Origin of the sequence: Pseudomonas sp. NPDC047961, assembly GCF_050272435.1 — a bacterium.
GTDB lineage: Bacteria > Pseudomonadota > Gammaproteobacteria > Pseudomonadales > Pseudomonadaceae > Stutzerimonas.
On sequence record NZ_JBNNMD010000002.1, the window covers coordinates 256,113 to 275,675 of the forward strand.

At 61.8% G+C, this 19,563-nt stretch carries 16 protein-coding genes; 3 read left to right on the plus strand and 13 right to left on the minus strand.

The annotated features are described in order from the left end of the window. Positions 1–244 precede the first annotated feature (244 nt). From hflC to ACQKIK_RS07525, 9 genes are all read right to left on the minus strand, one after another. Positions 245–1,117, minus strand: coding sequence for a protease modulator HflC (gene hflC / locus ACQKIK_RS07485; RefSeq protein WP_045424417.1), 873 nt, complete (start codon positions 1,115–1,117; stop codon positions 245–247). After that, positions 1,117–2,307: an FtsH protease activity modulator HflK gene (hflK, locus tag ACQKIK_RS07490; protein WP_499135441.1), complete on the minus strand. Its 1,191-nt coding sequence runs from the start codon at positions 2,305–2,307 to the stop codon at positions 1,117–1,119. Before hflK ends, hflC begins: the two co-directional genes overlap by 1 nt. 97 nt (positions 2,308–2,404) lie before the next feature. Beyond that, positions 2,405–3,706 carry a ribosome rescue GTPase HflX gene (hflX, locus tag ACQKIK_RS07495; protein WP_045424411.1) on the minus strand — a complete coding sequence of 434 codons (1,302 nt, stop codon included), beginning with the start codon at positions 3,704–3,706 and terminating at the stop codon, positions 2,405–2,407. A 12-nt stretch (positions 3,707–3,718) separates the two neighbouring features. Next, on the minus strand, positions 3,719–3,973 hold the full coding sequence (gene hfq / locus ACQKIK_RS07500) for an RNA chaperone Hfq (protein WP_019340119.1): 255 nt from the start codon (positions 3,971–3,973) through the stop codon (positions 3,719–3,721). A gap of 90 nt (positions 3,974–4,063) precedes the next feature. Next, a complete protein-coding gene (gene miaA / locus ACQKIK_RS07505; protein WP_499135443.1) occupies positions 4,064–5,035 on the minus strand; it encodes a tRNA (adenosine(37)-N6)-dimethylallyltransferase MiaA in 972 nt (323 codons plus the stop codon). Between the two features lie 60 nt (positions 5,036–5,095). Next, positions 5,096–6,973 carry a DNA mismatch repair endonuclease MutL gene (gene mutL, locus ACQKIK_RS07510; RefSeq protein ID WP_499135444.1) on the minus strand — a complete coding sequence of 626 codons (1,878 nt, stop codon included), beginning with the start codon at positions 6,971–6,973 and terminating at the stop codon, positions 5,096–5,098. Then, the gene (locus tag ACQKIK_RS07515; RefSeq protein ID WP_064482671.1) at positions 6,970–8,391 is read right to left on the minus strand and encodes an N-acetylmuramoyl-L-alanine amidase; all 1,422 of its coding nucleotides are present in this window, start codon (positions 8,389–8,391) and stop codon (positions 6,970–6,972) included. The genes mutL and ACQKIK_RS07515 overlap by 4 nt, the downstream gene beginning before the upstream one ends. Positions 8,392–8,408: 17 nt before the next feature. Beyond that, on the minus strand, positions 8,409–8,879 hold the full coding sequence (tsaE, locus tag ACQKIK_RS07520) for a tRNA (adenosine(37)-N6)-threonylcarbamoyltransferase complex ATPase subunit type 1 TsaE (protein WP_045424402.1): 471 nt from the start codon (positions 8,877–8,879) through the stop codon (positions 8,409–8,411). Then, positions 8,867–10,366, minus strand: coding sequence for an NAD(P)H-hydrate dehydratase (locus ACQKIK_RS07525; protein WP_499135446.1), 1,500 nt, complete (start codon positions 10,364–10,366; stop codon positions 8,867–8,869). Before ACQKIK_RS07525 ends, tsaE begins: the two co-directional genes overlap by 13 nt. A gap of 193 nt (positions 10,367–10,559) precedes the next feature. On the opposite strand from ACQKIK_RS07525, the gene queG reads away from it, so the two are divergent. Then, positions 10,560–11,651 (plus strand): tRNA epoxyqueuosine(34) reductase QueG, encoded by a 1,092-nt coding sequence (queG, locus tag ACQKIK_RS07530; RefSeq protein WP_499135448.1) that lies wholly within the window; start codon positions 10,560–10,562, stop codon positions 11,649–11,651. Positions 11,652–11,663: 12 nt separating this feature from the next. Here the strand turns inward: queG and ftsH are convergent, their stop codons facing one another. The 4 genes from ftsH to mpl form a co-directional block, all read right to left on the minus strand. Continuing rightward, on the minus strand, positions 11,664–13,493 hold the full coding sequence (ftsH, locus tag ACQKIK_RS07535; RefSeq protein WP_499135450.1) for an ATP-dependent zinc metalloprotease FtsH: 1,830 nt from the start codon (positions 13,491–13,493) through the stop codon (positions 11,664–11,666). A gap of 123 nt (positions 13,494–13,616) precedes the next feature. Continuing rightward, positions 13,617–13,916, minus strand: coding sequence for a YceK/YidQ family lipoprotein (locus ACQKIK_RS07540; RefSeq protein ID WP_045424365.1), 300 nt, complete (start codon positions 13,914–13,916; stop codon positions 13,617–13,619). Positions 13,917–13,959: 43 nt separating this feature from the next. After that, positions 13,960–14,589: a flavin prenyltransferase UbiX gene (ubiX, locus tag ACQKIK_RS07545; protein ID WP_045424362.1), complete on the minus strand. Its 630-nt coding sequence runs from the start codon at positions 14,587–14,589 to the stop codon at positions 13,960–13,962. Positions 14,590–14,735: 146 nt separating this feature from the next. After that, on the minus strand, positions 14,736–16,085 hold the full coding sequence (gene mpl, locus ACQKIK_RS07550; RefSeq protein ID WP_499135452.1) for a UDP-N-acetylmuramate:L-alanyl-gamma-D-glutamyl-meso-diaminopimelate ligase: 1,350 nt from the start codon (positions 16,083–16,085) through the stop codon (positions 14,736–14,738). 215 nt (positions 16,086–16,300) lie between these two features. Between mpl and exaC the strand changes: the two genes are divergently transcribed. Further along, positions 16,301–17,821 carry an acetaldehyde dehydrogenase ExaC gene (gene exaC, locus ACQKIK_RS07555; RefSeq protein WP_499135454.1) on the plus strand — a complete coding sequence of 507 codons (1,521 nt, stop codon included), beginning with the start codon at positions 16,301–16,303 and terminating at the stop codon, positions 17,819–17,821. Positions 17,822–17,978: 157 nt separating this feature from the next. Beyond that, entirely contained in the window at positions 17,979–19,427 is a 1,449-nt protein-coding gene (gene eat / locus ACQKIK_RS07560) for an ethanolamine permease (RefSeq protein ID WP_499135456.1), read from the plus strand. The last annotated feature ends 136 nt before the right edge of the window (positions 19,428–19,563 follow it).

A 19,563-nucleotide genomic window follows, 5' to 3' on the forward strand; every position in this document is an offset into this window, starting at 1 on the left:
AGCAGACGAACGCCGGGGCAACAGCCTGGGCCGCCCATCGGTCGCGTGCGATTGTGTTGGAACCATGGCGACAGCGCCACGCCCCACCAAGGGGATCGGCATGGCTGCCATGCCCGGATCAGCCTGCTACCTCCGGGGCGCAGACGCAAAAAAGCCGGGCTTTCCCGGCTCGCGGATCATAACAACGTTTCGCCAACGGGTCACCCGGCGGACTGCACTCAGCCCGCCGGACAACCTTTAGCAGTCACTGCGCTGTTGCGGATTCCAGATAACGGAAGAAATCGCTATTGGGATCTAGCACCAGAACATCTTCCTTGTTGGCGAAGCTCTCTCGGTAGGCTTGGAGGCTGCGATGGAAGGAATAGAATTCCCGATCCTGCCCATACGCCGCAGCATAGATGGACGCCGCCTGCGCATCGCCGTCACCGCGCAACTCTTCGGCCTCACGGAACGCCTCAGCCAATAGCACTCGACGCTGCCGGTCAGCATCGGCACGAATGCCTTCAGCCAGCTCCTTACCTTTAGCGCGATGCTCACGTGCTTCACGTTCGCGCTCAGAGCTCATCCGCTCGAACACGCTACGGTTCACTTCGCGCGGGAGGTCAATGCCCTTGACTCGGACATCCACCACCTCAATCCCGAGCTCCTGCTGCGCAGCACGATTCAGACTATTGGTCACCAGACTCATCAGCTCGTCGCGCTGACCGGATACAGACTCGTGCAAAGTCCGCTTACCGAACTGGTCTCGCAGCGCAGCTTCGAGACGGCGCGCGAGTCGCTCATCTGCAATCTGCTTCATGCCTGAAGTCGCCGTATAAAAGCGCTCGGCATCATCAACACGCCATTTGGCGTAGGAGTCAACCATCAACGCCTTCTTCTCCAGCGTCAGGAAGCGCGACGTGGTGGTATCCAACGTCATCAGACGCGCATCGAACTTGCGCACGCTATTGACGTAAGGAATTTTCAGGTGCATGCCCGGCTTTACGTCGGGCTCAACGATACGACCGAATCGCAGCAATACCGCTCGCTCTGTCTGGGACACGATGTAGAAGCTGTTCCACGCCACGATCGCCAGCACCACACCCACAATGAGTGCGGTCAGGGATTTATTGCTCATTAGCGGACCTCCCTTGTACGCACTTCACGCGGATCAAGCTCCGGAGGCAGCCTTGTAGTCTGCGTCGAAGCGCCTGACGCAGACGCCGCAGGGGACTGTCCAGAAGCAGCGCCGCGACCATTGATCATCTTGTCCAGCGGCAGATAGAGCAGGTTGTTTTGACCCTGCTCGCCGGTAACCAGCACCTTGCTGGTATTGCTCATGAGCTCTTGCATGGTTTCCAGATACAGGCGCTCACGCGTCACATCTGGCGCCTTTCGATACTCGGCCACCAGCTTGGAGAAGCGATCCGCCTCACCCTGGGCGCGTGAGATCACCGCGTCACGATAACCACTGGCTTCCTCCAGCATGCGCTGAGCCTGACCGCGCGCCTCAGGGATCACACCGTTGGCGTAAGACTCGGCCTGATTCTTCTCGCGCTGCTCATCCTCTCGGGCACGGATAACGTCATCAAACGCTTCCTGCACCTCGCGCGGCGCCGCTGCGCTTTGCAGGTTCACCTGAGTCACGATGATGCCCGTACCGTAGTTGTCAAGAAACCGCTGCAGGCGCTCCTTGACCTCAGCCGCCATCGCCTCACGCCCTTCGGTCAGGACCTGGTCCATCGCCGTCGAGCCGACTACGTGACGTACAGCACTGTCAGTCGCATGCTGCAAGGACGCTTCCGGATCTTCGACATTCAGGACAAATGCTTGAAGGTCACTGACTTTGTATTGCACAGTCAGAGGCACTTCAATGATGTTCTCATCCTCGGTAAGCATCTGCCCTTGCTTGCTGTAGGAGCGTTCCCGTGTGACGTTTGCCTGGAACTTCTTATCAAACGGCGGGAAATAGATATTCAGACCCGGCCCCACGGTCTCGTGATATTTGCCGAAGCGCAAAACCACGGCCTGCTCTTGCTCATCCACGATATAGATAGCATTGAACAGCCAGACGGCCAGCAGCACCACCAGACCAATCCAGAGCAGCGCGAACCCGCCACGGCGACCAGCACCGCCACCCGAGGATCCGCCACTGCGCTTCTTGCCGCCGAACATGCCATTGAGGCTGTCCTGCAATTTACGGAAAGCCTCATCCAGGTCCGGTGGACCTTTCTGATCGCCACCGCCACCGCCGCGACGACCACCGCCGCCACCGCTACCCCAGGGATCCTGGTTGTTCGAGTTGCCACCCGGCTCATTCCAAGCCATAGCGCTCTCCATTCAAATAAAGCTAAAGACGCGCCAGCGGCGCGTCCACCAATGCTACCCAAAGCCCGGAACGAACGGCTTAAAAGCCCCCCGAGCTTTATTGCAAAGTGTGTTGCTCGAAAAACTGCTCCGCCTCAAGGCCCGCGCGACTGATAAGACGATGCAGTTCGACACGCTGCAAACGCACGTCAAGCAGACTGACACCGTCGTCATCATGGACCTCGGACTGCACTGCCCCTAGATCGAACAACTGCGCACGCATGCGCCCGAGCTGCTGCGGCAACCGAAGCGTCCCGACGAAGAGATCGTTACCGAGCAGTTCGGCAATGGCCTGCTTCAACAGATCCAAGCCCAACCCTTGCTGTGCCGAGACCCAGACCCGCTGCGGTACGCCATCAGCATTGCGCTGGATCTGGGGCTCGATGCCTTCGAGCAGATCTACCTTGTTGTAGACCTCCAATATCGGCAGCTCATGGGCGCCAATCTCGGTCAACACCGCCAGCACCTGTTCGATCTGCTGATCGCGCTCAGGCTCGTGAGCATCGATGACATGCAGCAGCAGATCAGCATTGCTCGACTCTTCGAGCGTGGCCCGGAACGATTCGACCAGCTTGTGCGGCAAATGACGGATGAAGCCCACCGTATCAGCAATCACCACAGGTCCAAGGTCATCCAGATCCAGACGACGCAGGGTTGGATCCAGCGTAGCGAAAAGCTGGTTAGCGGCGTAAACCTCGGATTCGGTCAAAGCATTGAAAAGGGTGGACTTGCCAGCGTTGGTATAGCCCACCAGGGATATAAGCGGAATATCAGCACGCCGGCGGCCCCGACGAGCCTGCTCACGCTGACTACGAACCTTTTCCAGCCGCTGCTTGATCTGGCGAATACGCACACGCAGCAAGCGCCTGTCAGTTTCAAGCTGTGTCTCGCCCGGGCCGCGCAAGCCTATACCGCCCTTCTGCCGCTCAAGGTGAGTCCAGCCCCGCACCAGCCGCGTACTCATGTGATCCAGCTGAGCCAGCTCAACCTGCAGCTTGCCTTCGTGCGTACGCGCGCGCTGAGCAAAGATATCCAGAATCAGTCCGGTCCGATCAAGCACACGACATTCGAGCGCTCGCTCGAGGTTGCGCTCTTGGCTGGGCGTCAGGGTGTGATTGAAAATGACCAGCTCGACCTCGCCGTCCTTGACAAGGTCATGCAGCTCTTCGACTTTGCCGCTGCCGATCAGAAACTTGGCGGAAGGTTGATGCCTGGCAACATTGACGAAGCCAACTGTTTCGGCGCCAGCTGACCGCGCCAGCTCACGAAACTCTTGGGGGTCTTCACGCGCCGCTGGATCCTGAGCATCCAGATGAACCAGGATAGCCCGCTCACCACCACCGGGACGTTCGAAGAACAATGAAAGCTCCCTTTATTCGTTACCCGACTCAGACTGTTCAGCGTCGCCAGCAGCAGGCAGGCGCACCGGACGGCCAGGAACGACAGTCGAGATGGCATGCTTGTACACCATCTGACTAACCGTGTTCTTCAACAGAATGACGAATTGATCGAACGACTCGATCTGGCCCTGAAGCTTGATACCGTTGACCAAGTAGATCGAAACCGGAACGCGCTCCTTACGCAGGGTGTTCAGGTAAGGGTCTTGTAGCGAATGCCCTTTTGACATGTGCCGCACTCCTTAGAGGATCTTTTCATTAATTATTCGAAATCGAACACGGCCGATCAATGATTGAGAATAGCCGGTCAAATAGCAGTGTCAGCTCAATATGGCGAGCCTATCCAAGTATTTCAATGCTCGCGGCAGATTGTCACAGGCCGAACTTTCCAGCCAGTGAGCCCCCTCCCATCCCCTCAACCAAGTGAGCTGACGCTTGGCCAGTTGCCGGGTAGCGATCACACCACGCTCAACCATTTCCTGCGCAGAGTACTCACCGTCCAAATAGCGCCAGACCTGACGATAGCCAACCGCCCGCATGGACGGCAGCTCGGCATGCAGATCTGGGCGCCTGCGAAGAGATTCGACCTCTGCGACAAAGCCCTGTTCAACCATCTGAACGAAACGCCGCTCGATACGCTGGTGCAAGACCTGCCGCTGCGCAGGCGCTATGGACAACTGCGCAACAGTATAAGGCAAGACGCAGCCGTCTGGCGTGCCGGCTCCGGCTTTTTGAGCGGTTTGCCGGGAGCGATGCTCGGTCATGCTGATACCACTGACCCGATAGACCTCAAGCGCCCTGATCAGACGCTGCGGATCGTTCGGGTGGATCCGAGCAGCTGATACAGGATCGACTTCGCTGAGCTGGCGATGCAGCGCCGCCGCGCCTTCCGCCTGCACTTGTGCTTCGAGCGCCGCACGCACCTCAGCATCAGCGGCGGGCATATCCGCAAGCCCTTCGAGCAATGCTTTGAAGTAGAGCATGGTGCCGCCTACGAGCAGCGGAACGCGTCCTGCTTCGGTGCTCTGCGCCATGGCCACCAGGGCGTCAGCCACAAACTCAGCAGCCGAGTAACTCTGCACAGGGTCTCTGATATCGATTAAACGATGCGGGAAGGCATCCAACAGTCCGGGTGAAGGCTTGGCAGTGCCGATGTCCATGTCACGGTAAACCAAGGCGGAATCGACACTGATCAGGTCACACGGCAAGGTCCGAGCAAGCTCGATTGCCAGGTCCGTCTTGCCGGCAGCGGTCGGACCCATGAGAAAGATCGCAGGAGGTAGTCGGGACATTGAATGCTCATACAAAGGTATCGCGGGCGACGGCTGGCCCCGGCGAGCCGGGCAGACCAACTATCGCCCTCTGAGGAAGAGCTTATCCAGGTCGGCCATGCCCAGCTGGGTCCAGGTCGGGCGACCGTGATTGCACTGACCGCTACGCTCGGTCTGCTCCATGTCGCGCAATAGGCCGTTCATTTCCGGCACGGTAAGGCGTCGGTTTGCACGCACCGCGCCGTGGCACGCCATAGTGCCAAGCAGCTCGTTGAGGTGCGCCTGAATACGGTCGCTAGTGCCGTATTCAAGCAGGTCGGCCAGCACATCCTGCACCAACCGGGTCGCTTCGGCCTGTTTGAGCAGGGAGGGAATCTGGCGGATCGCCAGACTCTCAGGACCCAGCCGTTGCAACTCAAAACCAAGCCTCTGGAACCACTGCGCATGTTCTTCGGCACAATCTGCTTCACGCTGACTGACGGCGATCGATTCCGGTACCAGTAACGGTTGACCACGCAGACCTTCGCTGGCCATTGCCGTTTTCAGCCGCTCGTACATGATCCGCTCGTGGGCGGCGTGCATGTCCACCAGGACCAGACCTTGGGCATTTTCGGCGAGAATGTAGACACCCTTGAGCTGCGCCAGTGCGTAGCCAAGCGGCGGCACGTCATCCCGGCTTTCCGGCAGGGCCGCAGCAGTCACTTCTGCCAATGGCGAGAAGAACTCACGGTAGGCACCCTGCCCTTCTGCAACGCTGCCAGTCGGCATCGGCCGAGGAGCCTGATAGCCAGCGCCGGCACCGCGCCAGGCAGGCTGTGCTGCCGTTGGCTGATCCAGCGCGCTGGCAGCGAGGCTCATTTCGTTCTGTCCGGCGAATTCTCCAGCATCACGACCAGAGACCGTGGTTACCGGCGCCACGCTGGCTGGCGCGGCCAGCTGATCCTCGGGACGGACATCACCGAGCGCGCGGTGCAAGGTGCCGTAGAGGAAATCATGCACCATGCGATTGTCGCGAAAGCGAACCTCATGCTTGGTCGGATGGACATTGACGTCCACCACTGCTGGGTCCACATCGAGGAACAACACAAAGGTCGGGTGTCGACCATTGAACAACACGTCGCGGTACGCCTGCCGCACTGCATGGGCGACCAGCTTGTCGCGCACCATGCGTCCATTCACATAGAAATACTGCAGATCCGCCTGGCTACGGGAAAACGTCGGCAAACCGACCCAGCCCCAAAGATGCAGACCGGTGCGCTCAATCTCGACCGGCAACGCCTGTTCCAGAAAGGCGGGGCCGCACACCGACGCGACGCGGCGCCCCCGAGACCCAGGATCACTGGCCGGATGCAGCGCAAGCACCACCTTCCCGTTGTGGCGAAGATGGAACGCGACATCGAACCGCGCCAGTGCCAGCCGCTTGATCACTTCCTGCAAGTGGTCGAACTCAGTCTTTTCAGTGCGCAAGAACTTACGACGTGCAGGCGTGTTGAAGAACAGGTCGCGCACCTCGACCGAGGTTCCGACCGGATGGGCAGCCGGCTGAACGCGCGCCTCCATGTCCCGACCTTCGGTCTCGACCTGCCAGGCCTCGGCAGCATCAGCCGTACGCGACGTCAGCGTTAATCGGGAGACCGAACTGATCGACGCCAGCGCCTCGCCCCGAAAACCCAGACTCATGACACGCTCAAGGTCTTCCAGGTCACGGATCTTGCTGGTCGCATGCCGAGCCAGGGCCAGCGGCAAGTCATCGGCTGGAATACCACAACCATCATCGCGCACCCGCAGCAGCTTTATCCCGCCTTGTTCAACGTCCACTTCAATACGGGTGGCACCGGAGTCGAGGCTGTTTTCCAGCAGCTCCTTGATCACCGAAGCTGGCCGCTCGACCACTTCACCCGCAGCAATCTGGTTCGCCAGCCGCGGACTCAGCAGCTGGATGCGCGCTGCCTCGATCATGGCTGCGAGGCCAGCGTGGTAGCGGGAATGTTCAGCGTTTGCCCAACTTTGATCACGTCGCTTTTCAAGCTATTGGCGCTGCGCAACGCAGGCAGACTGATCTGATAGCGCTCGGCAAGCAGCGCCAGGCTTTCGCCAGAACGGACGACATGCTCACGAGCCACGCTGGCAATCTTGCCGGAGTCGCGCATCCAGGCAACGTAGGTGCCGGGCGGGGGATTTTCATGGAAGAACTGTCGCACCCCACTATGGATGGAACGCGCCAGCGCCTGCTGATGGGCCGCAGTCTGTAGTTTGCGCGCCTCGGATGGATTGGAAATGAATCCGGTCTCCACCAGGATCGAAGGGATGTCGGGTGATTTCAGCACCATGAACCCGGCCTGCTCAACGCGGCGTTTGTGCAGAGGCGTGATTCGGCCCATGTTGCTCAGCACCTTTTGTCCGACGTTGAGACTGGAAGACAACGAGGCAGTCATCGACAGGTCCAGCAACACGCCCGCTAGCATCTGGTCCTTGTCGCCGAGGCTCACATTGCCGGCGCCGCCAATCAGGTCAGACCGGTTTTCGCTGTCGGCCAGCCAACGCGCAGTCTCCGATGTCGCGCCGCGATCCGACAATGCAAACACCGAAGCACCATAGGCTGACGACCGCGGCGCGGCATCGGCATGAATAGAGACGAACAGGTCCGCGCCCTTCTTGCGGGCAATCTCGGTGCGTTTACGCAAGGGGATAAAGTAATCACCGGTGCGCACCAACTCGGCGCGAAAGCCCTTGTCGGCGTTGATCTGGCGCTGCAGCTCTTTGGCAAGAGCCAGCACAACCGTTTTCTCATACACCTTGCCCGGACCGATAGCGCCCGGATCTTCTCCGCCATGCCCAGCGTCGATCGCCACGACGATATCGCGCTTGCTGCTTGGCAGTGGAGGCAACTTGATCGCCGACAGGGTCGGCGAAACGGGTGCAGTCGGGGTACTCGGCGTGGCGGTCGCCGGAACGTTGGCAGTGGACGCCGCTGCCGCATCGGCAGCATTGTCGAACAGGTCGACAACCAACCGATGGCCGTATTGCTGGTTCGGCGTGAGCGTAAAGCTCTTTGGCGAAACCTCGGCACTCAGGTCGATGACCACCCGCAAGGTGTCGGCGTCGTATTTCGCTGCGCGCAATCCAGAAATGGGCGTGTTCTGCAGCGGCAGCTGATCGAATGGCTTGGCCAGATTGGCGCCATCGACATCGATGACGATGCGATCCGGCGCCGTCAGAGTGAACACCTTGTGCTGGACCGGCCCGGACAGGTCAAAGACCAACCGAGTATTGTCAGGCGCTCGCCACAGACGGACGCTCTGGACGTCGGAAGCCGCCAGGACCTGCATGGCCGCGAGCATCAATGCCAAACCACTAACCAGCGCGCGCATGCGCATACCCAACCCCATGATGTTCATTGATTGCCAACGGTCAGGATGGAACACCAGCCTTCACCGCGCTCGCCTCGTGGCGTCAGGCGCAGCATACGACCGGCCCCGTGCGGCGTAATGGTAATGTCCAGGTCAGCCTTTGGCAAAATGCCGGCGCCACGTTCCGGCCACTCTACCAGGCACAGAGCGTCCCCTTCGAAATAGTCGCGAATGCCCAGAAATTCCAGTTCCTCCGGGTCGACAAGACGGTAAAGGTCGAAATGGAACACTCGTGCAGCCGGGGTTTCATAGGGTTCGACCAGGGTAAAGGTCGGGCTCTTGACCTTGCCCTCATGCCCAAGCCCACGAATCAACCCGCGCGACAATGTGGTCTTGCCGGCGCCGAGGTCGCCGTGCAGATAAATCACGCCCCGACCGCCGGTTGCCTGAGCGATGCGCGCGCCTAGCAATAGCATGGCGTCTTCGTCGGCAGCAAATAGCGTTACGTCAGACATGGCGAATGCTCCTCGAGTAACTGGCGGACCATCGGGATCAGATCGGCGGCAACTAGCCCTCGGCCTGCGGCACCAAGACGCTCACCCGCCACCGCATGCAGCCAGACAGCAAGACAGGCCGCCTCGAAAGGCGCCAGCCCCTGCGCCAGCAATGCACCAGCCACACCCGCCAACACATCGCCGAGCCCCGCGCTGGCCATAGCTGGATGCCCGCGATCACACAGTGCAAGCCGGCCGTCGCGGTCGGCGATCAGGGTTCCAACGCCCTTGAGCAGTACGGCACAACCGAAGCGCGCAGCAAGAGCGCGCGCGGCGGCTGGTCGATCGGCCTGCACCTCGGCCACGGAGATGTCCAACAATCGTGCGGCCTCACCGGGATGCGGCGTGAGTAAGCAATCGCTAGGAAGGTCCACCGCGCCGGCGGCTAGCAGATTCAACGCATCGGCGTCCCACACCTGCGGAACGTGATATTGCGGTGCCAGCGACAGCAAGCTGCGCCCCCACGGGGCCTGCCCCAGACCTGGCCCGATCACCAGAACATCGGCCCGTTGGGCCAGCGCCGTCAATGCATAAGTCGACTCGACGCCGCTGCACATGATTTCCGGGCGCCGCACCAGCGAGGCGGTGACATGTTCCGGGCGTGTCGCCAGGGTCACCATGCCGGCACCACAGCGCAGTGCAGCTTCGGCACTGAGCAACGCGGCGCCGCCAGTGCCGAGATCGCCGCCGATGACCAGCACCTGACCAAAGCTTCCTTTATGAGCAGTTGGCGAGCGGGGTGCGAGGGTCGGCAAGTTCGCCTCGCACAAGCGCAGGGCGGACAGCTCGATCTGGTCGATGACCTGCGCATCGGCCTGCAGATCATCGAATATCAGCGTTCCGATTCGATCCGGACCCTGGCCAGTAAACAGACCGAGTTTGAGGCCGATAAAGGTCACAGTCAGCTCGGCCCGCACAACCTCCCCGAGCAGATGCCCCGTGTCGGCACACAGCCCCGACGGCAGGTCGACCGCAAGGATCGGCAGCGCGCTGTCGTTCATTGCGCGAATGACGCTCGCGTAGGGTTCGCGAACCTCTCCGGTGATTCCAGTGCCTAGCAGCGCATCGACCAGCACACCGCGCAGATCGGCATCGAACGTCCAAGGCGTCACGCTGACGCCGGCTGCCCGGGCTTCAGCAAAGGCCTGTGCGGCATCGCCTTGTAATTGCAGAGGATCGCCGACTGCAATGACCCGAACCTGACGACCGGCACGCTGCGCCAGCGTAGCGATCAGATACCCATCGCCGGCGTTGTCACCGCGCCCGGCCAACACGGTGATTTCCTCAACGTCCGGCCAACGTCGGCGCAATGCGCGCCAGGCGGCATGGGCGGCACGCTGCATAAGGTCGAAACCAGGCGTCCCCGCCGCGATCAGCCGGGCGTCGAGCTCACGTACCTGAGCGGCAGAGTAGAGACGACTGGGAAGTGTATCGGTGGTCTGGGACATGAATCACCCGTGCGAATATCTGGCAGAATTATACGCATGCGCCTGCCCGGCCGCCCGTGGCGAGTCGGCGGCGGATTGATAGAAAAGATTGCCGCCCGAGAGCGAGCTGCGCGGCGGGTTCAACAGCTGCCGGTTCGCCAGGCCAAAACCGCAGCCCGCCCTTACATTGCCGCAACGCCGACGACTCTACGCCATGTCCAGCACCACCCTCGACCCAGCCGCTCTTGCCGACTCCATCAAGGAGTGGGGCCGCGAGCTTGGCTTTCAGCAGGTCGGCATTACTGGCGTCGATCTGGGCGAGCATGAAGCGCACCTCGAGCGCTGGCTAGCGGCCGGCTATCAAGGCGAGATGGACTATATGGCTGCCCATGGCAGCAAACGTTCCCACCCGGAGCAACTGGTGCCAGGCACGTTAAGGGTGATCTCGTTGCGCATGGATTACCTGCCCGGCGACACCCGCATGGCCGAGCAACTGGCGCAGCCCGAAAAAGCCTATGTGTCGCGCTACGCGCTAGGCCGGGACTATCACAAACTGATCCGCAAACGCCTGCAACAGCTGGCCGAGCGCATCCAGCACGTGATCGGCCCCTTCGGCTTTCGCGCCTTCGTCGACAGCGCGCCAGTGCTGGAAAAGGCGGTGGCGCAGCAGGCCGGCCTCGGCTGGATCGGCAAGAACACCCTGGTTCTCAACCGCAAGGCGGGCAGCTGGTTCTTTCTCGGCGAGTTGTTTGTCGACATCGCCCTCCCCGTCGACGAACCAACCGATCGCGACCATTGCGGCAGTTGCCATGCCTGTCTGGACGTTTGCCCAACGGATGCGTTCGTCGGCGAACGGGTGCTGGATGCGCGCAAATGCATTTCCTACCTGACCATCGAGCTGAAAGGTCCGATCCCCGTCGAGCTACGGTCGAAGATCGGTAACCGCGTGTTCGGCTGCGATGACTGCCAGATCGTCTGCCCCTGGAATCGCTTCGCCAAGCCGACCCAGCAGACCGACTTCCAGCCCCGCCACAGCCTCGACAATGCCGACTTGGCGTCCCTGTTCCGCTGGACCGAAGAAGAGTTTCTCAGCCGCACCGAGGGTTCGCCCCTGCGCCGCACCGGCTATCAGAGCTGGCTGCGCAATCTCGCCGTGGGGCTGGGCAACGCGCCGTCGAGCATTCCGGTGCTCGAAGCCCTGCAGGCGCGCCGCGACGACCCCTCTGAGCTGGTGCGCGAGCATGTCCAATGGGCGCTGGCGCAGCATGAGCAACGGCCTCCGGCTCTTCCGCATACCGAGGATTAGCCGGCACACAGGTTACGCCGGAGCAACCACTGTGGCGGCACTCAATTCAAGCAATGCCTCCCCGTCCAGGGTCTCCTGCTGCAGCAGTCGCTGAGCACTGCGCTCCAGCAGCTCCCGGCGCGCTTCGAGCAGCGTCAGGCTGCGTTGGAAGGATGCCTGCACCAGTTCCTGTACTTCCTCGTCGATCGCCGTGGCAGTACTTTCCGCGTAATCATGCTGCGGCTTGAGGCCGAGCATCGCTTCGTTGCCCAGGAAAGAATTGGGCTCGCGCTCCAACACCATGTGCCCGAGCCGCCGGGACATGCCATAGCGGGTGACCATGGCCCGGGCAATATCGGTGACTTTGGCCAGGTCGTCCGCCGCACCGGTCGACAGGTGGGCGAATACCAGCCACTCCGCTGCGCGCCCGCCGAGCAGCACGGCCATCTTGTTTTCGAGCTCCTCGCGGGTCATCAGGAAGCGGTCCTCGATGGGCCGCTGGATGGTATAGCCCAGCGCGCCCATGCCGCGCGGGATGATCGAGACCTTGTGCACCGGATCGACACCCGGCAGTGCCATGGCGACCAGTGCGTGGCCCATCTCGTGATACGCGACAATTTCGCGCTCGCGCGGGTTCAGCAAACGGTTGCGCTTCTCCAGACCGGCGACGATGCGCTCAATGGCGGCGGTGAAATCTGTCATGGCCACCGCCTCGGCATTGCGCCGAGTCGCCAGCAGCGTCGCCTCGTTGACCAGATTGGCCAGGTCGGCGCCGGTAAATCCTGGCGTCAGCGCGGCGATGGCCTGGGGATCGACATCGGTGTCCAGCCGCGCTTTTTTCAAGTGCACCTCGAGAATTTGCACCCGCCCGACCTTGTCCGGCCGATCCACCAGCACCTGACGGTCGAACCGGCCGGCACGTAGCAATGCCGGGTCGAGAATTTCCGGCCGGTTGGTGGCGGCCAGCAAGACCAACCCACTGGACGTATCGAAACCGTCCATCTCCACCAGCAATTGGTTGAGCGTCTGCTCCTTCTCGTCGTGCCCGCCGGACATCGGCCCGGCGCCACGAGCGCGGCCAAGGGCGTCCAGCTCATCAATGAAGATGATTGCCGGCGCCTGAGCCCTCGCCTGTTCAAACAGGTCACGTACCCGCGCCGCGCCCACCCCGACGAACATCTCGACGAACTCTGAGCCAGAAATGGAGTAGAACGGCACCCTTGCCTCACCGGCCACGGCGCGCGCCAGCAGCGTCTTGCCGGTGCCGGGCGGGCCGACCAACAATACGCCCTTGGGCATGCGTCCGCCGAGACGGCCGTAGGTTTTCGGATCACGCAGGAATTCGATGATTTCCTTCAGCTCGTCCTTGGCCTCGTCGACGCCGGCCACGTCGGCGAAGCTCACTTTCATGTCGGTCTCGACGTAAACCCGCGCCTTGCTCTTGCCGATCTGCATCATGCCGCCGCCACCCAGGCCGCTGCCGAGGCGACGGATGAGGAACAGCCAGATGCCGAAGAACAACACGGCCGGGACGATCCACGACAGCAGGTCCCGCACCAGCGTGCTTTCCACCTTGCCGGTGTAGCGCACCGGATATTGCTGCAGGTGTTCGGCCAGCTGCGGTTCGACGCGATTGCTGACGAAGCGTCGCTGGCCGCTGGGCAAGGGTTCCTTGAACGACCCTTCGATACGCCGCTCGGTGATCGCCAGCTCATCGATGCGTCCGTCTTTGAGGTGCTGTTCGAACTCGCTGTAAGGGATCGTCGCCACTTCCTGCTGTGCCGTCAGCAGGTACTGGATGCCGAGAAACGCCAAAACGGCGAACATCCAATAGCTGACATGAAATCCGGCTTTCTCTTTCACCCTGCTCTCCTTGTATCGCCAACCAAGCGCACACGTTTTGGCTACCGGTGACTATGCCCCCTTCAGAACAGCCGCGCTGGACTCAGATCAGTAATAGCCAACCTAACTGCCACCTCTGGCACTTCAGAGACCGCCGCTGACACCAAGCCCGATGCCGAGCACCGCAGCCAGAGCGAAGGGCAACAGCAGGGTGTCGAGCAACGCGCTGGCCGGCAGGTCGATGGCTGCATGCCTGGGTGGCTCGGCACCGAAACGGTCCAGCGGACAGCAACCGCCGTTGAGGCTGTACCAGTCCAGGCGAGTGCCGGAGTAGACGACAGGCGCGCCGGGCTTGGCAGCATCGAGGGTGCGCACCGTGGCGCAACCGGAGAGCAGTAGGACGAGCGCCAGCGTTGAGCCGAGCCGGATAGTCGATCGTTTCATCGGCGCGTCCTCATGGGTTGGGCGAACGCAGGTGCGGCCGTGCTTAATCGTCGCTGACGATATGGTGCTCGCCCCAGCGCGGCAGCATGTCCTGTGGAATGTTGAGCAGATTAAGGACGCGCGCGACCACGAAATCCACCAGATCGTCGATGGTCTGCGGCTGATGATAGAAGCCCGGAGACGCCGGGAGAATGGTGGCGCCGAGGTTGGACAGTTTGAGCATGTTCTCCAGGTGAATGCTCGAATATGGTGCTTCGCGAGGCACCAGAATCAGCTGGCGACGCTCCTTGAGCGCCACGTCCGCAGCGCGCTCGATCAGGTTGTTGCAGGCGCCCGTGGCGATTGCCGATAGGGTGCCGGTCGAGCACGGCACCACCACCATGGCAGTCGGTGCGCCTGAACCGGATGCCGGTGGTGCCATCCAGTCTTCTTTGGCGAACACACGGATTTGCCCGGCCGCGGCGCCCGTGTATTCAGAGAGAAACGCCTGCATGGCCTGTGGTTTGGCCGGCAGCACGACATCGGTCTCGGTTGCCATCACCAGTTGCGCCGCCTTGGAAATCAGGAAATGGACCTCGCGGTCTTCCTGGATCAGGCAGTCGAGCAGGCGCAGGCCGTACTGCGCGCCGGATGCTCCGGTCATGGCTAAGGTGATGCGTTCGGGGCCGCTCATTCGTAGTTCTCTCCGCGCTATCGCGTCGTGCTTCCTTTTTGTGGGCTGACGCCCACCCTACAAAATCGCCGCCCGCATGGAGCCGCAACTTCAATCGAACCTATCGCATCAGCACCGTAGGGTGGGCTTCAGCCCACCAACCAGCTTTACACCAGCGCTTCAGCCAACTTGCCGTGCAATCCACCAAAACCGCCATTGCTCATCACCACCACCTGCGTTCCCGGCGTGGCATCGGCTTTGACCTTGGCGATGATCGCCTCAAGTGAGTCGCACACAGTCGTTTCCACAGGCGAGCCGGCGACCGTAGCGGCCAGATCCCAGCCAAGATTCGGCGGTGCGTACCAGATCGCCTGATCGGCCAGCGCTACGGATTCGGCCAGCCCCTCGCGGTGAGCGCCGAGCTTCATCGAATTGGAGCGCGGCTCGACCACGGCAATGATCGGCGTATCGCCCACCTGCTTGCGCAGCCCGTCAAGGGTCGTGGCGATGGCAGTCGGGTGATGGGCGAAATCGTCGTAGATGGTCACACCGTTGACTTCGGCGACCTTCTCCATGCGTCGTTTGACGCTCAGGAACTCGCTCAACGCCTCGGCGCCCTGCTTCGGTAGCACGCCGACATGCCGCGCCGCCGCGAGTGTGGCCAGCGCGTTGTTGACGTTGTGCAGGCCCGTCAATTCCCAGTCAACCACACCCTGTACGGCGCCCTCGAAGATCACCTCGAAGCGCGAACCGTCAGCGCTGAGCAGGTTGGCCTGCCATTGCCCGCCGTCACCGGTGGTCTGCACCGGCGTCCAGCAGCCCATGCCGATGACACGTTTGAGCGCCGTTTCAGACTCGGGATGAATGATCAGGCCTTCGCTGGGCACGGTGCGTACCAGATGATGGAACTGCCTTTCGATGGCGGCGAGGTCGGGGAAGATATCAGCGTGGTCGAATTCGAGGTTGTTCAGGATCGCCGTGCGCGGACGGTAATGGACGAACTTGCTGCGCTTGTCGAAGAAGGCGCTGTCGTATTCGTCCGCCTCGACCACGAAGAATGGCGTGCCGCCCAAGCGCGCGGATATACCGAAATTCTGCGGCACCCCACCAATGAGAAAACCTGGGCTCATCCCGGCATGTTCCAGCACCCAGGCGAGCATGCTGCTCGTCGTGGTCTTGCCGTGGGTACCGGCGGCGGCCAGCACCCAGCGCCCCTGCAGCACGTGATCGGCCAACCATTGGGGGCCGGACACATAGGGCAGGCCCTTGTTCAGCACGTACTCGACGGCCGGATTGCCGCGGGATAGTGCATTGCCGACCACCACTAAATCAGGCGCGGGCTCGAGCTGGCTTGGCTCATAGCCTTGGGTCAGCTCGATGCCCTGAGCTTCGAGCTGGGTGCTCATTGGGGGGTAGACGTTGGCGTCGGAGCCAGTGACGCGATGGCCCAGTTCCTTGGCCAGCACCGCCAGCGAACCCATGAAGGTGCCGCAGATGCCGAGAATATGGATATGCATGAATGACCTCTGAAAAGCGCCGCGCCGGGCAATCGGATCAGGCGGCACAGCCACGCCTGTCGGCGCCGAAAACTGCGGCGCAGATTAGCACAGCACTGGCGCTGCCAATGCCCGACCAGCGGTACACCGCACGTCGCCTCGCCAGCCGACGAACGGACTTTGTTCTACGCTGCATCACAGCAGTCCCACACAATTACAAGTCCCGGAGACTCATCATGCGTTACGCCCATCCCGGCAGCGAAGGCGCTGTCGTTTCCTTCAAGTCCCGTTACGGCAACTTCATCAACGGCGAGTTCGTCGAGCCAGCCAACGGGCAATACTTCACCAACCTGTCCCCGGTGAACGGCCAGCCGATCGCCGAATTCCCCCGCTCCGACGCCGCCGACATCGAAAAAGCCCTGGACGCAGCGCATGCCGCCGCCGATGCCTGGGGCAAGACCAGCGCGCAGGCGCGCTCTCTTGTCCTGTTGAAGATCGCTGATCGCATCGAGCAGAACCTCGAAATGCTCGCCATCACCGAAACCTGGGATAACGGCAAGGCCGTGCGTGAAACCCTGAACGCCGACATCCCATTGGCTGCAGACCACTTCCGCTACTTCGCTGGGTGCATCCGCGCCCAGGAGGGCACCGCAGCCGAGATCGACGAGCACACCGCGGCCTATCACTTCCACGAACCGCTGGGCGTGGTCGGACAAATCATTCCCTGGAACTTCCCGATCCTGATGGCCGCCTGGAAACTCGCCCCTGCGCTGGCCGCGGGCAACTGCGTGGTCTTGAAGCCGGCCGAGCAAACGCCGTTGGGCATCGCCGTGCTGATGGAAGTGATCGGTGATCTGCTGCCCCCGGGCGTGCTCAATGTCGTTCAGGGTTACGGCCGTGAGGCCGGCGAAGCCCTGGCCAGCAGCAAGCGCATTGCCAAGATCGCCTTCACCGGCTCGACCCCGGTCGGCTCGCACATCATGAAGCGCGCCGCTGAGGCCATCATCCCGAGCACCGTTGAGCTGGGCGGCAAGAGCCCGAACATCTACTTCGAAGACATCATGCAGGCCGAGCCGACGTTCATCGAGAAAGCCGCTGAAGGCCTGGTACTGGGCTTCTTCAACCAGGGCGAAGTCTGCACCTGCCCGTCGCGGGCGCTGGTGCAGGAGTCGATCTACGGGCCGTTCATGGAAGCGGTGATGAAGAAGGTCGCGCAGATCAAGCGCGGCGACCCGCTGGACACCGACACCATGGTCGGCGCCCAAGCCAGCCAGCAGCAGTTCGACAAGATCATGTCCTACCTGGAAATCGCCAAGCAGGAAGGCGCCGAAGTGCTCACTGGCGGCGGCGTGGAGAAACTCGAAGGTTCGCTCGCCACCGGCTATTACATCCAGCCGACCCTGCTCAAGGGCACGAACAAGATGCGCGTGTTCCAGGAGGAAATCTTCGGCCCGGTCATCGGCGTCACGACCTTCAAGGACGAAGCCGAAGCCCTGGCCATCGCCAATGACACCGAGTACGGCCTGGGTGCAGGCGTCTGGACCCGCGACATCAACCGCGCTTATCGCATGGGCCGCGCGATCAAGGCTGGACGTGTGTGGACCAACTGCTACCACCTCTACCCCGCGCACGCGGCGTTCGGTGGCTACAAGAAGTCCGGCGTCGGTCGCGAGACCCACAAGATGATCCTCGACAGCTACCAGCAGACCAAGAACCTGCTGATCAGCTACGACATCAATCCGCTGGGTTTCTTCTAGCCCATAAACAGTGCCCGCCCGCGCCGTAAGGCGTCGGGCTGGTGCACGCGTGGCTGCCTTTTCACTCAAGAGATCCCCCAACGCCGTAGAAACCGCAAAGGCACAGCGCTTGCTTTAACGATCCTGCCGTACCCGAACCCATCAAAGGATGATTCCCATGGCTCTCGAACACAGCAGTGCGACACCCCCTTCCCACGCCATCGATTTCGAAGCAGTTGGCAGCACCTATTTCCAGGAACGCGAACTGAAGAAAGGCGCCGCCGGTTGGGTGCTGCTGGTGGGCCTGGGCGTCGCCTACGTGATTTCCGGCGACTACGCTGGCTGGAACTTCGGCCTCGCTCAGGGCGGCTGGGGCGGGCTGTTCATCGCCACGCTGCTGATGGCGACCATGTACCTGTGCATGTGCTTTTCACTCGCCGAACTCTCTTCGATGATTCCCACAGCAGGCGGCGGCTATGGTTTCGCCCGAAGCGCCTTCGGCCCGCTGGGAGGCTTTCTCACCGGCACGGCGATCCTGATCGAGTACGCAATCGCCCCCGCGGCCATCGCCGTGTTCATTGGCGCTTACTGCGAATCGCTGTTCGGCATTGGCGGCTGGGCGATCTACCTGGCCTTCTACATCATCTTTATCGGCATCCATATCTTCGGCGTCGGCGAGGCGTTGAAGCTGATGTTCATCATCACCGCGGTCGCCGCGCTAGCGCTGGGCGTCTTCATCGTCGCGATGGTGCCGCACTTCTCGGTCGATAAACTGCTCGACATCGCGCCGACCACCGCCGCCGGCGCCAGCAGCTTTCTGCCCTATGGCTATGTGGGGATCTGGGCAGCTATCCCTTACGCGATCTGGTTCTTCCTTGCGGTCGAGGGCGTACCGCTGGCCGCCGAGGAAACCAAGAACCCGCAGCGCGACATGCCACGTGGGCTGATCGGCGCCATGCTGATTCTGGTGGCCTTTGCCGGCCTGATCCTGTTGGTCGGGCCCGGTGGTGCCGGCTCCAGCACCCTCGTGGAATCCGGCAATCCGCTGGTCGAGGCGCTGACCACCGCCTACGGGTCGTCCACCTGGATGAGCGGCTTCGTCAATCTGGTCGGGCTGGCCGGTCTAATCGCCAGCTTCTTCTCGATCATCTACGCCTACTCGCGGCAGATCTTCGCGCTGTCGCGGGCCGGCTACCTGCCGCGCAAACTGTCGCTGACCAACAAGAACAAGGCGCCGGTTATGGCCTTGATCATCCCCGGCATCATCGGCTTTCTGCTCTCGTTGACCGGCCAGGGCGACTTGCTGATCCTCGTCGCGGTGTTCGGCGCGACTATCTCCTACGTGCTGATGATGGCCTCACACATCGTCCTGCGGATGCGCCGTCCGGACCTGCATCGCCCATACAAGACGCCCGGTGGCGTACTGACTTCCGGCGTCGCGCTGGTGCTGGCCTGCATCGCGGTGGTGGCGGGCTTCCTCGTCGACCCGCGTGTCGTCATTGCCGCCGCGGTGATCTATGGCGTCTTCATCGCCTACTTCGCGATCTACAGCCGTCACCATCTGGTCGCGGGCACGCCGGAAGAAGAATTCGCAGCGATCGAGAACGCCGAGGCGGCGTTGAAGTAGTTAGTAGGGTGGGCTTTAGCCCACCGAACCGTGCGCATCATGGGCGGACTGAAGCGGACCGGGTTCGCGTACGAGCCTACGTTGGAAATGAGCCTGCCGACTGGGCTCGCAACCGAGGCCGCTTTTAACGCAGGAA

Coding starts and splice junctions, on each gene's coding strand:
- mpl (WP_499135452.1), bottom strand. CDS start 16,085: ATGCATATCCATATTCTCGGCATCTGCGGCACCTTCATGGGTTCGCTG.
- eat (WP_499135456.1), top strand. CDS start 17,979: ATGGCTCTCGAACACAGCAGTGCGACACCCCCTTCCCACGCCATCGAT.
- queG (WP_499135448.1), top strand. CDS start 10,560: ATGTCCAGCACCACCCTCGACCCAGCCGCTCTTGCCGACTCCATCAAG.
- tsaE (WP_045424402.1), bottom strand. CDS start 8,879: ATGTCTGACGTAACGCTATTTGCTGCCGACGAAGACGCCATGCTATTG.
- hflK (WP_499135441.1), bottom strand. CDS start 2,307: ATGGCTTGGAATGAGCCGGGTGGCAACTCGAACAACCAGGATCCCTGG.
- miaA (WP_499135443.1), bottom strand. CDS start 5,035: ATGTCCCGACTACCTCCTGCGATCTTTCTCATGGGTCCGACCGCTGCC.
- ACQKIK_RS07515 (WP_064482671.1), bottom strand. CDS start 8,391: ATGCGCATGCGCGCGCTGGTTAGTGGTTTGGCATTGATGCTCGCGGCC.
- ACQKIK_RS07540 (WP_045424365.1), bottom strand. CDS start 13,916: ATGAAACGATCGACTATCCGGCTCGGCTCAACGCTGGCGCTCGTCCTA.
- mutL (WP_499135444.1), bottom strand. CDS start 6,973: ATGATCGAGGCAGCGCGCATCCAGCTGCTGAGTCCGCGGCTGGCGAAC.
- hfq (WP_019340119.1), bottom strand. CDS start 3,973: ATGTCAAAAGGGCATTCGCTACAAGACCCTTACCTGAACACCCTGCGT.
- ACQKIK_RS07525 (WP_499135446.1), bottom strand. CDS start 10,366: ATGTCCCAGACCACCGATACACTTCCCAGTCGTCTCTACTCTGCCGCT.
- exaC (WP_499135454.1), top strand. CDS start 16,301: ATGCGTTACGCCCATCCCGGCAGCGAAGGCGCTGTCGTTTCCTTCAAG.
- ubiX (WP_045424362.1), bottom strand. CDS start 14,589: ATGAGCGGCCCCGAACGCATCACCTTAGCCATGACCGGAGCATCCGGC.
- hflC (WP_045424417.1), bottom strand. CDS start 1,117: ATGAGCAATAAATCCCTGACCGCACTCATTGTGGGTGTGGTGCTGGCG.